General features: G+C 60.6%; 14 protein-coding genes and 1 other RNA gene. 5 read left to right on the top strand and 10 right to left on the bottom strand.

Translation table 11 applies throughout. The annotated features are described in order from the left end of the window. Positions 1-61: 61 nt before the first annotated feature. The gene (gene zwf / locus RM533_RS04300) at positions 62-1,537 is read right to left on the bottom strand and encodes a glucose-6-phosphate dehydrogenase (protein WP_311339964.1); all 1,476 of its coding nucleotides are present in this window, start codon (positions 1,535-1,537) and stop codon (positions 62-64) included. 158 nt (positions 1,538-1,695) lie between these two features. Further along, positions 1,696-3,021 carry a lipopolysaccharide biosynthesis protein gene (locus RM533_RS04295; protein ID WP_311339963.1) on the bottom strand — a complete coding sequence of 442 codons (1,326 nt, stop codon included), beginning with the start codon at positions 3,019-3,021 and terminating at the stop codon, positions 1,696-1,698. Positions 3,022-3,311: 290 nt separating this feature from the next. On the opposite strand from RM533_RS04295, the gene RM533_RS04290 reads away from it, so the two are divergent. Both RM533_RS04290 and RM533_RS04285 read left to right on the top strand, forming a co-directional pair. Continuing rightward, positions 3,312-4,397, top strand: a complete 1,086-nt coding sequence (locus RM533_RS04290) for a diacylglycerol/lipid kinase family protein (protein WP_311339962.1) — start codon at positions 3,312-3,314, stop codon at positions 4,395-4,397. Continuing rightward, positions 4,397-5,386 carry a hypothetical protein gene (locus RM533_RS04285; protein WP_311340170.1) on the top strand — a complete coding sequence of 330 codons (990 nt, stop codon included), beginning with the start codon at positions 4,397-4,399 and terminating at the stop codon, positions 5,384-5,386. The genes RM533_RS04290 and RM533_RS04285 overlap by 1 nt, the downstream gene beginning before the upstream one ends. On the opposite strand, the gene RM533_RS04280 is transcribed toward RM533_RS04285, so the two are convergent. The 4 genes from RM533_RS04280 to RM533_RS04265 form a co-directional block, all read right to left on the bottom strand. Continuing rightward, positions 5,365-5,775 carry a hypothetical protein gene (locus tag RM533_RS04280; protein ID WP_311339961.1) on the bottom strand — a complete coding sequence of 137 codons (411 nt, stop codon included), beginning with the start codon at positions 5,773-5,775 and terminating at the stop codon, positions 5,365-5,367. The two genes, RM533_RS04285 and RM533_RS04280, sit on opposite strands and share 22 nt — an antisense overlap. A 101-nt stretch (positions 5,776-5,876) precedes the next feature. Further along, on the bottom strand, positions 5,877-6,431 hold the full coding sequence (locus RM533_RS04275) for a DUF924 family protein (protein WP_311339960.1): 555 nt from the start codon (positions 6,429-6,431) through the stop codon (positions 5,877-5,879). Further along, positions 6,431-7,861 carry a metalloprotease TldD gene (gene tldD, locus RM533_RS04270; protein ID WP_311340169.1) on the bottom strand — a complete coding sequence of 477 codons (1,431 nt, stop codon included), beginning with the start codon at positions 7,859-7,861 and terminating at the stop codon, positions 6,431-6,433. The genes RM533_RS04275 and tldD overlap by 1 nt, the downstream gene beginning before the upstream one ends. A gap of 37 nt (positions 7,862-7,898) precedes the next feature. Further along, positions 7,899-8,144, bottom strand: coding sequence for a zinc-finger domain-containing protein (locus tag RM533_RS04265; RefSeq protein WP_311339959.1), 246 nt, complete (start codon positions 8,142-8,144; stop codon positions 7,899-7,901). 145 nt (positions 8,145-8,289) lie between these two features. Between RM533_RS04265 and RM533_RS04260 the strand changes: the two genes are divergently transcribed. Then, positions 8,290-9,231, top strand: a complete 942-nt coding sequence (locus RM533_RS04260; protein WP_311340168.1) for an ABC transporter ATP-binding protein — start codon at positions 8,290-8,292, stop codon at positions 9,229-9,231. Here RM533_RS04260 and RM533_RS04255 read toward each other — a convergent pair. Genes RM533_RS04255 through RM533_RS04240 form a run of 4 tightly spaced genes read right to left on the bottom strand, consistent with a single transcriptional unit; the run spans position 9,225 to position 12,029 of the window. Beyond that, a complete protein-coding gene (locus RM533_RS04255) occupies positions 9,225-9,797 on the bottom strand; it encodes an NUDIX hydrolase (protein WP_311339958.1) in 573 nt (190 codons plus the stop codon). The two genes, RM533_RS04260 and RM533_RS04255, sit on opposite strands and share 7 nt — an antisense overlap. After that, a complete protein-coding gene (locus RM533_RS04250) occupies positions 9,794-10,471 on the bottom strand; it encodes a TPM domain-containing protein (RefSeq protein ID WP_311339957.1) in 678 nt (225 codons plus the stop codon). The genes RM533_RS04255 and RM533_RS04250 overlap by 4 nt, the downstream gene beginning before the upstream one ends. After that, positions 10,468-11,313: a TPM domain-containing protein gene (locus RM533_RS04245; protein ID WP_311339956.1), complete on the bottom strand. Its 846-nt coding sequence runs from the start codon at positions 11,311-11,313 to the stop codon at positions 10,468-10,470. Before RM533_RS04245 ends, RM533_RS04250 begins: the two co-directional genes overlap by 4 nt. A 32-nt stretch (positions 11,314-11,345) precedes the next feature. Continuing rightward, positions 11,346-12,029, bottom strand: coding sequence for a LemA family protein (locus RM533_RS04240; RefSeq protein WP_311339955.1), 684 nt, complete (start codon positions 12,027-12,029; stop codon positions 11,346-11,348). Positions 12,030-12,227: 198 nt separating this feature from the next. Between RM533_RS04240 and mscL the strand changes: the two genes are divergently transcribed. Then, positions 12,228-12,695 carry a large conductance mechanosensitive channel protein MscL gene (gene mscL / locus RM533_RS04235; RefSeq protein WP_311340167.1) on the top strand — a complete coding sequence of 156 codons (468 nt, stop codon included), beginning with the start codon at positions 12,228-12,230 and terminating at the stop codon, positions 12,693-12,695. Positions 12,696-12,714: 19 nt separating this feature from the next. After that, positions 12,715-13,057, top strand: a transfer-messenger RNA (tmRNA) gene (gene ssrA / locus RM533_RS04230). Positions 13,058-13,065: the final 8 nt, after the last annotated feature.

Below are 13,065 nucleotides of genomic sequence, written 5' to 3'. Positions count from 1 at the left end.
CTCCTTTGCTGTCGGGAGTGCAACCTGTGGCACGCGTGGCCGTTCCGCGCAGGTCGTCCGCTCATTCATGCCAGGTCACCCCATTCCGTTCGGCAAGCGCAATGGCGGCTGATGGGCCATGGCTGCCAGCGGTGTATGGCTTGGGCGTCATGTCGTTGTCAGTCCATGTCTGCCGGATCGCATCAACCCAGCGCCATTGCGCTTCGACTTCGTCGCGGCGGACGAACAGGGTCTGATTTCCCTCGACAAGATCCAGCAGCAGCCGTTCGTAAGCGATACGCCGTTCCGGTCCGGCAAAAGCATCGGGCATGGCGATATCGAGCGGCACGCTGCGCAGCCTGATGCCGCCCCGATCGAGACCTGGCACCTTCGCCATCAACGACAGGCGGATGTTCTCCTCAGGCTGTATGGTGATGACGAGCGCGTTAGGCTGCGTTTTTGCCCCTTTGTCGGCAAAGATCGAGAATGGCACGCAGCGGAACCTGACGATGATCTCGGTCGTGCGTTGGGGCATCCGCTTGCCTGTACGAAGATAGAACGGCACCCCTTGCCAGCGCCAGTTGTCGATATGGGCCTTGATGGCGACAAAGGTTTCAGCGTCGGACGGTTTGCCAAGCTCGTCAAGATAACCCGGCACTGCGCTGCCCCCGATCGCGCCGGCACGGTACTGACCGGCCACAGTTTCATCGGCCGCCACCCGACGCAATGATCGCAGCACCTTGACCTTTTCGTCGCGTACCGCCGTGGCATCGAAGCTGGTGGGTGGCTCCATCGCGACCAGCGCAAGCAATTGCAGCATGTGGTTTTGCACCATATCGCGCAATGCGCCGGTATCATCGTAAAACCCGGCCCTTCCTTCAAGCCCGACCGTTTCGGCCACGCTGATCTGCACGTGGTCGATATGTGCTGCGTTCCACAATGGTTCGAACAGGATATTGGCAAACCGCAGCGCAAGCAGGTTCTGCACCGTTTCCTTGCCCAGATAATGGTCGATCCTGAAAATCTGCCGCTCGGGAAAGGCTTGCGCGACCGCATCGTTGATCTGGCAACTGCTCGCCAGATCGTGACCCAGCGGCTTTTCAAGGCCGATGCGGACATTTCCCGTCGTCAGGTCGTTGGCGGCAAGTCCCTTGATCGTCGGCTTGAACAGGAAGGGCGCAGTGGACAGGAAAATTGCCAATCCTTCGCCGGCTTCGCTTCCGATCGGCCCCACCTTGTCTGCAAGCGCGTCGAACCCTTCTGCCGTTGATGCATCGAGCCGCTGGTAGCTTAGTCGCTTCAGGAAACGATCCACATTGAACGTGCGGTCCCCGGGCAGGAAGCGGGTCAGCGCATCGCGTGCAAACTCGCGGTAGTCAGCATCATCATGCCCGGACCGTGCAGTGCCGATGATGCGGATGCTGTCAGACAGCAGGCCATCGCTGTCCAGACCGCACAGCGATGGCAGCAGCATACGCTGTGCCAGATCGCCAGTCGCGCCGAACAGGAGCAGCTTGTCAGCCTTGAACGGTTCTGCGGAACGGGCCGGGGTTGGCATAGCGGGGGCTGACATGGTGGCGGGTTCGTGTCCTCAAAGCTCGACGGGTCTGGTCATGATGGCACCCGATCCTGGACAGGCGACGCTAAACTACACAGGAGCCGATGACTATTGCACCTTGTCATATCGTCCACAGGCGAAACCTGCGGCGACATACCTTATTCATAGGCGTCGGGATCGGGTTGATCGGCCGCCGCTTTTGTCCGCCCATCGGGTGCCGCGGTGCGCAAGACCAGAATTGCGCGCAGGACCAGCGCAACGATCGTTGAAACCAGCACTGACCAGGCAATGCCCAGCGGGCCGTGATCCTTAAAACTGATCGCGATCCCCACAAGCATGATTGCCAGCGTCGCCAGCCTCACCGATGCAAGCTGCCGGCTGCGGTCGGTAGCCAGAAGCATCGGGTCGATGCTGACGCTGCCCACTTCGAGCGCCGCTGCCATGCCCAGCAGCAGCAGCAATGGAAATGCTGGCAGGTATTCCGCACCACTCATCAGGAGGATCAGCGGCTTGCCAAACACAAGCAAGGCAATTGCAATAACGGCAGCGGCAAGTCCTGCGGCAATGCTGGTGCGGGTAAGAAGGTGAGCAAGTTCGCGCCGCGAAAATTCCCGGTCGGCAGAGGCATTGCTGCGCGCCATTTCCGTAAAGATGGCGCGGCTGAGCAACTGGCTGATCCTGGTCATGGAATTGGAAAGCTGCGCTGCAAGCCGGTAGTATCCCGCCGCCGCCGCATCGGCAAGACTGCCGAGCAGCAGTATGGGCGCCTGGGCGATCAGCGTGGTGACTGTCAGATTGATGTTGGAGGCAAACAGGAAACGCCACAGCCCAGGGAAGCGCCGGCCAATGGAAAACGGGTTGATCAGCCGGATGTTGCCGACGATGTGCCTGCCATATTTCCATGCCAGCGCCCAATAAGCGATGGAGACGCACAATTCTGACACCATCCAGGCGATGAGAAACCCGTCCAGCCCGGGCGCCAGCGCCAGTGCGACAAGCGCGCCGATCATGCGCACGATGGGCACGGCTGTCTCTGCCGCCGCGCCAGCGCCGAACCGGTCGAGCATGCGCAACAGTCCCGTCGGAGTGGAATAAAGCCCGATCAGCAGGACTGCCGTATAAAAAGTCGCCCAGACCTGCACCACCGGTTCCCAGCCAAAGAACCCGCCAAGACCAAAACAGATGAGCGGCGCAAGCACCAGACCTGCGGCGGAGGTCATGATGTCGATCGACAGGGTCGCGCCGAGAAGGCGCCCAAGCTGGATGTCGTCGCCCGTCTCGCTGTATTCATGGCCAAACTTGACCACGCCTTGCCAGCTGTCAAAAGTGATGAAACGCCGGATAAACAGCGCGATGGTCAGGATAAGCGCGAAGACGCCGTAACCTGCCGGACCAAGCGTTCGGGTGACGATAGCGATGTAGAACAGCGACAAGACCGCGCCGAGACCCTTGCCGGACAGGAGCCAGCCGGAATTGCGTGCCACCCGCTGCAATGGGGAGGCCGGCCCCGGTTCTTCGGGGCCGTTCCTTCTAAATTGTCGCTTGAAGCTCCATGACATTCCCGCCCCTAGGCCTGAACAACCGCAGATGAACAGATCTTTTGCAGCAATGTCGTCAATTGCGCACTGCAGGTCTGGCCCCGGCGCTGTCTTTGCGATCTGTTGACGCCTGCGTTGCCAAGACATCCTGTGCGATCCGCTCCAGAGCACGCAGCAGGCGCTTGCGCCGCGAACAATTCAGGTGCGATCCACGTCTCCCATGCTATGGCCGCGGCGTGACCGGATCTTTTCGCCAGCTTGGTACACCGTCCCGCCTGCCGCGCGCTGCGATGGGGGAAGCCGCGCCCCTGCAGGGCAGATCGTCGCGCGCGCACCCGGGTAATGCTGCGCAGGCGCTGGTAATTGTCAATCCGCGCAGCCATCGCAACCGCGTGCAAAGACCGGTAGTTCCCAGCGGCGTTCAGATAGCCGAGCCGAAAACCCGCGAAAGCCTGCATGATGTGCTTGCACGAGCGCAGGATAATCGCGTCGGCCTCATCATCATCGCAGGCGGTGATGGTACAGTTCGCGACGTGCTGTCATGCGCGGGCACGATGTGGGGGCATGACGCTGCGCCTGCAGTGGCGGTGCTGCCCCGTGGCAAGACAAATGCTCTTGCGCTCGATCTTGGTGTGCCGCGCAACTGGGATGTAGCCGATGCGATCGCGGCATGGCGCTCAGGCCAATTCGCAAGCCGCCGCCCGATCGAAATCTACGACTGCAATCCATCCGACGGCGACCTCGATGCGCCCCGTGGTGGCGAGCGGCAGGAGCCACCCTGCGTCCGCGGTTATCTGTTCGGCGCGGGTGCGTTCGTGCTTTCCACGGATCTTGCTCAGAAAACGCATCATCTGGGGGCGTTCAACAATCTTGCGGTCGCACTTTCGACCGCCGGCACTGTGCTGAACGTCGCTTTTGGCCGCGATAGCTCGCCGTGGCGAGCCGGCCAGCGGATGCGCATCCGATACGACCGTCATGCAAAAGCCATGCACAATGCTGCGCTGGACAGCGATGCACAACGCTTCATTATGCTGGTGACGACCTTGGAGACCATGCCACTTGGCATCAAGCCGTTCGGGCCGCCGCGTGCAGGCATGAAAGCGCTGATCGTGGATGCACCGCCGCGCAGGTTCGTGCGCATGTTCGCCAAGATCATCAGAGGCAGCACCGATCCCGCGCTTGAAGATTGTGGGGCGCACCGGGTTGATGCCGACACGCTGGACATCGAGCTTGACGGCGGCTTCATCTTTGACGGCGAGCGTTTTGCTGCCGGTCGTTATCGGCTGAAGAAAGGTGCTCCAGTTCAGTACGTGATACCGTGATGGAAACGCAGGATACAGACTTACCGCGAAAACTGTCAGAATGTGTTGCCGGCGGGCTTGTCGCACCTGTGGCACCGCAAATCAGCGTTTTTGCAGCAGCGCTGGCCGAACAGTACCATGCGCAAGCGGTCATGTTTTACGGATCGAACCTGCGCAGCCGGTCGCTTGACGGGGTGCTCGACTTTTACGTGCTGCAAAGCGGCCAGAGGGAGCAGGGACTGTGGCCCCGGGTTGCCTATCATGAACAGGTGGTCGTATCTGAAGATGCGGCCGATGGCACTGTGGACAGGCGCAAGCAGGGTGAGCAAAAGCTGCAGGCCAAGGTGGCGGTCATGAACCTGGCCACTTTCCTGCATGCGGCAGGAGGGTATCATCTTGATACCACCGTGTGGACGCGTTTTGTCCAACCAGCGGCTCTGGTATGGCAAGCCGATGATGCAGCCGGCGCTGCTGTCAATGACGCGATTTGCCAGGCTGTCAGAACGGCCGCCCAGTTCGCCGCGGTGCTCGGACCACGAGAAGGCACGGAACGCAGCTTCTGGCAGGCTCTGTTCCGCGCCACTTATCGGGCCGAATTGCGCATTGAAAAGCCGGGACGCGAAGAGCAGATCCTCGATTATGGTGCCGCGCATTTCGACGGCCTGCTGACCGCGGCCTGGGATGCAGCGGGCATCGCCTACTGTCAGCAAGGTGACGCATTGGAGCCTTTGCTGTCGCAAGGATTTGTCCAGGAGGCACAGACGCGCTGGGAGCGGCGTCGTCTGGCTGGAAAGCCGCTTAATCTTGTGCGCCTGCTGCGTGCGGCAATGACTTTCAACGGTGGTGCTCGCTATCTCGCGTGGAAAGTGGAACGGCATACCGGCGCCCGCGTGCCACTCAGCGCTTTTGCCGAGCGGCATCCGCTGCTTAGTCTGCCTGCGATCCTTTCCGCGTACCTAGGCGCCAGGCGCCGGGCGCGCAGTTCCGATCAGCCTGCATCAGAACGGTAATAGGGTACAAATTGGTCCAGAAATACAGTTCCTGTAAAAAATCCAATGTTGTCGCGCATCTCGATGGTGTCGACACTGCATAGCTGGCTTGTGGTGCGGCGCTGTACCATGATGTCTCTGTCGTTGAGTGCATGGGCACCATTTGCTGGTCGATTGACGTATAGAACATCGCCATGCTCCCACACGATCGCGACGCGGTCATACACCTGCGCACGGGTAGTTGGATAAGCCGTTATGCAGCTTACCGGGTCACCTGCAACCCGCCCCTCCAGCCGCTTTGCCAAGGCCAGTTCGGCCTTTGTCGGAGGCGTCTGATCGCTGTCCTGCGCAAATGCTGTAGACGCGATCAGCGCTGCTGCGCCAAAGGCTACAATGATCGATGTTTGCATGACCATCCTTTCCCCACAAGAATCTTGACTTACCGCCTGGTGACACATTGTGGCTGAACCAAAGCTTGATGACGCAAAATCATTGCGCGGGCGCGGCAGGATTACCATGCGTTGCCGGCTGCGACAGCGCGTCGCTCGGCTGCGGAACTGATCCTGCCCAAAACAGCGTTGCGGTGCGGAAAACGCCCGAACCGCGCGATCATGCGATAGTGTGACCTGGCATAATGCAGCAGCAATGGATCATCCATCGCGGTAAAGAGTTCCAGAGAGCGCCTTTGGTCCGCGATCTGCTCGCTGTGCATGAAAGGCATGGCCAGAAACTGTCGTTCGACGCGAGAGAGGCCCAGATCCCATCGGCGGTGCAAAGCCGTTCCGGCGAGTGATAATGCGAGCGCGTCGGTCTTGAAGGCGTCGGGGCTGCCGCGATGCACATTGCGTGAAACCTGATCGAACAACAGGATTGCCGCACGTGTTGTGTCCGGTGCTGAAAGAAATTCAGCGGCAGGGCGCTGCGACAGCATGGCGAGTTCCTGGCCGAAGCGGCGCTGCAGCATGTGATCGACACCTGCGTCAGGACTGAACCACTGTTCCGGATCCAGCTTGTGAAACCAGACATGCAACAATTCGGCAGCCCAGCGACGGGATGCCAGCGCCATCAGGCCTGTCCGGTGCCTCCAACGGTCAGACCTTGCGTCAGCAGCGTTGGTTGCCCGACACCCGCGGGCACGCTTTGCCCGCCCTTGCCGCACACACCGACCCCTTCATCCAGCGCCATGTCATTGCCGATCCCGATGATGCGGGTAAGCGCGGTGGGTCCGTCGCCAATGAGGGTTGCCCCCTTGATCGGGGCGCCCAGTCTGCCGTTTTCCACCATATAAGCTTCGGTGCAGGAAAAGACGAACTTGCCGGACACGATGTCGACCTGCCCGCCACCAAAACTCTTGGCAAAGATGCCTGACTTCATCCGAGACAGAAGTTCGGCCGGATCATCGGTACCGCTTTTCATGAAAGTGTTGGTCATCCGCGGCATCGGCGCATGGGCGTAGCTTTGCCGCCGCCCGTTTCCCGTGGGCTCGACACCCATCAACCGGGCGTTCAGTCGATCGTGAATATAGCCTTTCAGGATGCCATCCTCGATCAGCACGTTTTCCTGCGTCGGGGTGCCTTCATCGTCGATGGTCAGTGATCCGCGCCGTCCGGGGATGGAGCCATCGTCCACCACCGTCACACCCTTGGCTGCGACACGCTCCCCGATCCGGCCTGAAAAAGCCGAGGTGCCCTTGCGGTTGAAGTCGCCTTCAAGACCATGACCCACCGCTTCATGCAGCAGGACACCGGGCCAGCCGGGACCAAGCAGGACCTGGCACTGTCCGGCGGGCGCAGCGACGCTTTCCATGTTGACGAGCGCCTGTGCCAGCGCTTCGTCGATAGCGCGGTTCCACGTCGCAGGATCGAACAGATTGTCGTAAAGGCGGCGTCCGCCGATGCCGAAACTGCCAGTCTCCCGGCGACCGTTGCTTTGGGCAACGATGGACACGTTGAGGCGGACCAGCGGGCGAACATCGCTGGCAACAAATCCGTCTGCCCGCACGATCTCGACCACTGACCAGCTTGCCGCAAGAGAGGCCGTGACCTGCGCCACGCGCGGATCGCGGGCGCGCGCCACCGCATCAATAGTCTCGAGAAGGCGCACCTTGTCGGCAAAGGCAATCGCCTCAAGCGGACTTTCCGCGGTATAGAGATGCCGATTGGTGCGCACCGGCGGCGCTGCTGCAGGATTGGTGGCAGGCTTCAGCAGAGCCAGCGTCTCTCCGGCCCGGCGGATCGCATCGGCCGACAATTCATTGGCATGGGCAAAACCGGTAGCCTCGCCCGAGACGCCACGCAGGCCAAAGCCTGTATCACGCGAATAATCCGCAGTTCGTAGCCGCCCATCGTCGAACGTCAGCGATTCCGAGGCGGAAAACTGGAGGAAAAGTTCGCCATCCTCGCAGCGCGACAGGGCGGCGGCGGTTAGCGTCGCTGCCGTATCGGGATCAAGCATGCCGGACTTGTAGATGAGCGAGCGGGGGTCGAATGGATCCATCGACCCGATATAGCGAGCGCTGCCGGTAGAATCCAGTTCAGGCGACCGATGCATCTCCGGGTGCGGGCAGGTCGCCTGCGCTCATCGCAGCTATACCGCGTTCGGCCGGGCCGCCGCGCAGGACGAAACGGCGATCACAATAGCCGCAATCGACGAAACCGGTCTCGTCGATCTGCATCCACACCCGCGGATGGCCAAGCCCGGACCCGCCGCGAATATCAGTGGCTCCATCGCATTTGACATGTGCGCTATCGGTAAGGACGATTTCCGGGGGCGGGACCATGTGGACCAGTTAGCAATGCGCAGCACCGCAGGCAAGAGCGGTGAACATGTGGCAATGTCCGGCTTGCCCGTCGGTCGTGACACGGGCGCTGGCCCTTGTCACCTGGCTCTTGTCACCTGCCGCAATTGCGCACAAGAGCTGCGCGATGACGCAGGCAGCCATTTCCATCCGCAATGTAACCAAACGCTATGCCTCTGCGGGCCGTGGGGATCCGGGCAAGCTCGCCCTTGACGACATCAGCTTCGACGTGCCGCAAGGGGGTATCTTTGGCCTGCTGGGTCCCAATGGCGCGGGCAAGTCGACGCTCATCAACATTCTGGCAGGTCTGGTCGGCAAATCTTCCGGTGCAGTGTCGATCTGGGGTTTCGATATCGACAACGACCGGCGCAACGCGAAGCGGGCAATCGGCATCGTGCCGCAGGAAATCGTCTTCGATCCATTCTTTACCCCGTACGAGGTGCTGGAAAACCAGGCCGGTTTCTATGCCGTGCCCAAGGATGATCGTCGCAGCCACGACTTGCTGTCGGCAGTCCACCTGTCAGACAAGGCGAACGCTTATGCCCGCACCCTGTCAGGCGGTATGAAGCGGCGCCTGCTGATCGCCAAGGCAATGGTGCACTCGCCGCCGGTGCTCGTGCTTGATGAGCCGACCGCAGGCGTCGATGTCGATCTGCGGCGCCAGCTTTGGGAACTGGTCATGCGGCTGAACGAGGAAGGCGTCACCATTGTCCTTACCACGCATTACCTCGAAGAAGCGGAGCAGCTTTGCGAGCGCATCGCGATCATCAATCATGGAAGGCTGATCGCGGACACCACCACGCGTGACCTCATTGCGATGGCGCGGGAAAAGATCATCGAACTGGCACTCGACCGACCCATTGCAACAGCGCCGTCTCACCCCGCTTTTCAGAACAGCGTGATGGTTGATGAACGCACTGTTGCGATCACCTACGACAAGGACCGCATGACAGCGGGCGAAGTGATGAACATCGTCCAGTCGACAGGTCCGGCAATTCTGGACGTGACAACCCGTGAAGCCGATCTTGAGGATGTGTTTGTCCAGCTTACCAGGCCGACCGGTCAGTAATCCTGCTGCGATCCGATATCCTGCTGCGCTTGGGCAAGGATGGCTGGCGACAGCAGCAGCAGCAGCCGCGCATCGATCCCTTTGCCCAGCGCCCGTTGAGCAGTGATGAAGTCGGCAAAACCGACAATCGGAACCCGGTGGACGGTAATATCCTCGTTGACTGTGCCGCCGCCCTGACCGACCCGCTCAAGCCCACGTGCGATCACCAGTGAGAAGCTCTCGCTAACCATGCCAGGCGAAGCATTGAATGCGCCAGCATCGACAAGTTCGCGCGCCCGGTAGCCGGTTTCCTCCTCCAGTTCGCGTCCCGCTGCAACCAGCACGTCTTCGTCTTTCGCGCTTTCATCATCGCCGATCAGCCCGGCGGGCAGTTCGATGCTCTGGCAGCCCAGCGGCACTCTGTATTGTTCCACCAGCAGCACATGACCATCATCAATCGCAAGAACCATGGCAGCGCGGATGTCGCGGGCGCGCCCGACATACTCCCACCGCCCACGGGTCTTCGCAGTCAGATATTTGCCCTGCCACTCGATCTGTTCGGCGGCATCGTGATCAGGAACGCTCACAGCTCGATCAACCTGTCAGGCAACTCATTGCGATCGTCGGTTTCGCGCGGAAAATGTTCTGCCAGTACCAAGCCGACCTGGCGTACTGCCACGATCATGGCAGGGGCAGTGCGTCCCTGCTTCAGTTCGAACAGCATCGCTGCCATTGCCTCGCCCCAGACGTCTTCGGATACGCGTCCTGCAATCGCCTGATCGGCGAGGATCTCTGCCCGCCGCTCCCGTAGCGAAAGATAGATGATGATGCCGGTGTGCCCTTTTGTGCGGCGTTCCGCTCCCACCTTGAAGATGGTGAGCGCACGGGCGTGTACGCGCGCGGTCCGTACGCCGCCGGGCACGAGGGCAAAGCGAACCTTGTCCATGGTTTGCGCAAACCAGCAAATCAGAAAGCCTGCAATGGCAATCATTGCACCTGCGGCGAGGATGGCACCGGCACCAGGTTGCGCACCCCAGCCCGCGTCTGCCGCGCTCATCAACTCGATCAACGGCGCAGGAAAGATGCTGGCGAGGACCAACAGCGACATGCCCGCCAGCGCCGCCCAGGCGAGCGCAATGTCATGATAGCTGTCCGACCGTTCCGCCAATACGGTAACGATTTCTCCTGAGGTACGCGCTTCGGCCTCCGCCACGGCTGCTGACACGGCGGCGTGGTCTTCATCGCCAAGCAAGGCGTTCACCAGCCTCCTCCGGCACCGCCGCCGTTGAACCCGCCGCCGCCGCCGCCAAACCCGCCGAAACCGCCCCCGCCGAAACCGCCACCGCCGAAACCACCACCGTCGAACCCGCCGCCAAATCCACCATCGCCGCGCCCGCCCATCATGCTGCCAAGCGCGCTCCACAAGATGACGTTGCTTGCCATGTTACCTGCGCCATAACGCCGCCGCCGTCCGCCACTGCCGCCACGTCCGAATACCAGCATGAAAATGACGATCATCGCTATCCAGAACACAATTCCGCCAACAGATGCTCCTTGTGCGTTCCTGTCGGTCCGCTGTGCAGCAGCCTCTGCTTCGGCAATGGCAGCAGCCTGTGCAGGGTCCATGTCGAGCCGGGCCATTATGGCTGTTGCGCCGGCAGAGATGCCCGCTGCGTAATTGCCCTGCCGAAATGCCGGTAGAATGGTGTCCTGCACGATCCTGCCGGTAGAAATATCCGTCAACCGGCCTTGCACCCCGCGCGAGGTGGTGATGAACACCTCCCGTTCATTGGGAGCAACGAGCATCAGCGCCGCTTCTTCGGTTTGCGCGCCGCCGATGTCCCACTGTTCGGCAAGGCCCTGTGCGTAGATGTACGGCTCTTCGCCACCCAGACTGTTTACCGTTGCCACGATAATCGAGCGACCGGTAGTCCGGTTGTAGGCACGCAGCTTTGCATCGAGCGCTGCTTCCTGCGCTTGAGGAATGATGCCGGCAGCATCGAGGACCGGCCCCTCGGGACGCGGCGGAAAGTCCTGCGCCGTCACCATCGTTGTCAGCAGCGCAAGCACGGCCGCGACAAACAACGCAAAAGTCCGCGCCACCAGCGGCCTTGCCACAGGCATCATCGTGTTGATCAGTTCACCGCCGCAGCCGGCGCCTCATTGTTCACATTGTCATTGGCAGATGGCGCTGCCGGAGCCGTTACGGGAACTGCATTCATATCGCCGAAATTCACATCGGGCGCCGTCTGGGAAGAGGGCTGCGCGGTAAATGGCTGCATTGGTTCGGCGCCGTGCACGATCTTCGCCCCGATCACCGAGGGGAAAGTGCGGATTTCGGTATTATACGCCTGCACCGCTTCATTGTAGCGGGTGCGGGCAACATCAATGCGGTTCTCCGTCCCTTCGAGCGCGTTCATCAGATCGCCGAACCGCGCCTGGCTTTGCAGTTGCGGATAATTTTCCACCACCGTGCGCAATTGACCAAGTGCCTGCGTAAGCTGGTTCTGCGCGTTCTGGAACTTCTGAAATTCCTGCGGATTGGAAAGATCGTCGGTGGTAATGTTGATGCTGGTCGCGCGGGCACGGGCGTCCGTTACGTTCGTGAGGATCTGCGTTTCGGACTGGGCGGCGGCACGCACTGTCGAAACGAGATTGGGAACAAGATCAGCCCGGCGCTGATAGGCGCTTTGCACGTCAGCCCATTTTGCCTTGGCATTTTCTTCTGCTGTCGGCACGGAATTGATGCCGCACGCAGCGAGCATCAGGCTGGCCATGGCGACAACCACGAGGTTCCGGGCGCGGGCAAGCTTTGTCATGGATGCAGACCTTTATAAGAACCTGGCGAATGTAAGAACCTGGCGAATGTAAGAAACCGGCGAGTATAAGAACCTGTCGAATATGGTGTGGTTCATTATAAGACCAGGCTCCACATGGCAACGATTCGGCGGCTGTGCTGCCCGACCATCATCGTCCCGCAATTGGCGCGACCGCGATTGGCTGACGGAACGGAAATGATGTTCAACGAATTTCGCAAGTTTATCGCGCGGGGCAATGTTCTCGATCTTGCGGTCGGGGTGGTGATTGGTGCTGCTTTTGGCCGGATCGTCACTTCTTTCACCGAAAGCATCATCATGCCACTGATCGGCTGGATCTTCGGGACAGTCGACTTTTCCAATCATTTCCTGCTGCTTGGCGAGATTCCTGCCGAATATGCAGGCGAGCGGGACGATTATGCGGCGCTGAAGGAAGCCGGTGTTCCCATGCTGGGCTATGGGGATCTGGCGACGCAACTGATCAATTTCCTGATTATCGCCTTGGCGCTGTTTCTTCTGGTGAAATCGGTAAATGAACTGCTGGACCGGGTGGAGGAGGAAAAGAAGGCGGCACGCTCCACTTCCGATACCGACCAGGCTCCGACCGACAGCGAACTCGACGTGCTGAAGGAGATCCGCGACGCGCTGACTGCCAGAAATGGGAAATAAGCGGGCCTGCCATGTCCCGGGTCTTCACATCGCGCGCAGATACTCTATATGGGTGAGTGCCGGTTCTGCCGGCTATGGCGATAAATTGCCATGTGCAATAGGCACAGCGGACCCGGGGGCAGTACCCGGCGGCTCCACCATATACTCCGCTTCGGCGGGGTGCATGACGGGGCCGAACCAGGATCGACGTGTGTTGAAAGACATGGTTTTTGCCCGGGCTGAGTAACCCGTTCAAGGCTCAAAACACACAAGTGCCAACGATAACGAAGCACTCGCTCTCGCTGCGTAATTTGACGGCTTAACGGCCAGAACTTACAAAGCAAAAGCGCGGTTGGACCCACCGGGCAACAGAAGGGATACCGGGGGCACG

This window comes from Croceicoccus esteveae (assembly GCF_031846435.1).
GTDB classification, from domain to species: domain Bacteria; phylum Pseudomonadota; class Alphaproteobacteria; order Sphingomonadales; family Sphingomonadaceae; genus Croceicoccus; species Croceicoccus esteveae.
Note: the sequence above shows the minus strand (reverse complement) of the source record. Positions and strands in the feature narration are given on the sequence as shown.

Coding starts and splice junctions, on each gene's coding strand:
- RM533_RS04285 (WP_311340170.1), top strand. CDS start 4,397: ATGGAAACGCAGGATACAGACTTACCGCGAAAACTGTCAGAATGTGTT.
- zwf (WP_311339964.1), bottom strand. CDS start 1,537: ATGCCAACCCCGGCCCGTTCCGCAGAACCGTTCAAGGCTGACAAGCTG.
- RM533_RS04275 (WP_311339960.1), bottom strand. CDS start 6,431: ATGGCGCTGGCATCCCGTCGCTGGGCTGCCGAATTGTTGCATGTCTGG.
- RM533_RS04265 (WP_311339959.1), bottom strand. CDS start 8,144: ATGGTCCCGCCCCCGGAAATCGTCCTTACCGATAGCGCACATGTCAAA.
- RM533_RS04260 (WP_311340168.1), top strand. CDS start 8,290: ATGACGCAGGCAGCCATTTCCATCCGCAATGTAACCAAACGCTATGCC.
- tldD (WP_311340169.1), bottom strand. CDS start 7,861: ATGGATCCATTCGACCCCCGCTCGCTCATCTACAAGTCCGGCATGCTT.
- mscL (WP_311340167.1), top strand. CDS start 12,228: ATGTTCAACGAATTTCGCAAGTTTATCGCGCGGGGCAATGTTCTCGAT.
- RM533_RS04280 (WP_311339961.1), bottom strand. CDS start 5,775: ATGCAAACATCGATCATTGTAGCCTTTGGCGCAGCAGCGCTGATCGCG.
- RM533_RS04240 (WP_311339955.1), bottom strand. CDS start 12,029: ATGACAAAGCTTGCCCGCGCCCGGAACCTCGTGGTTGTCGCCATGGCC.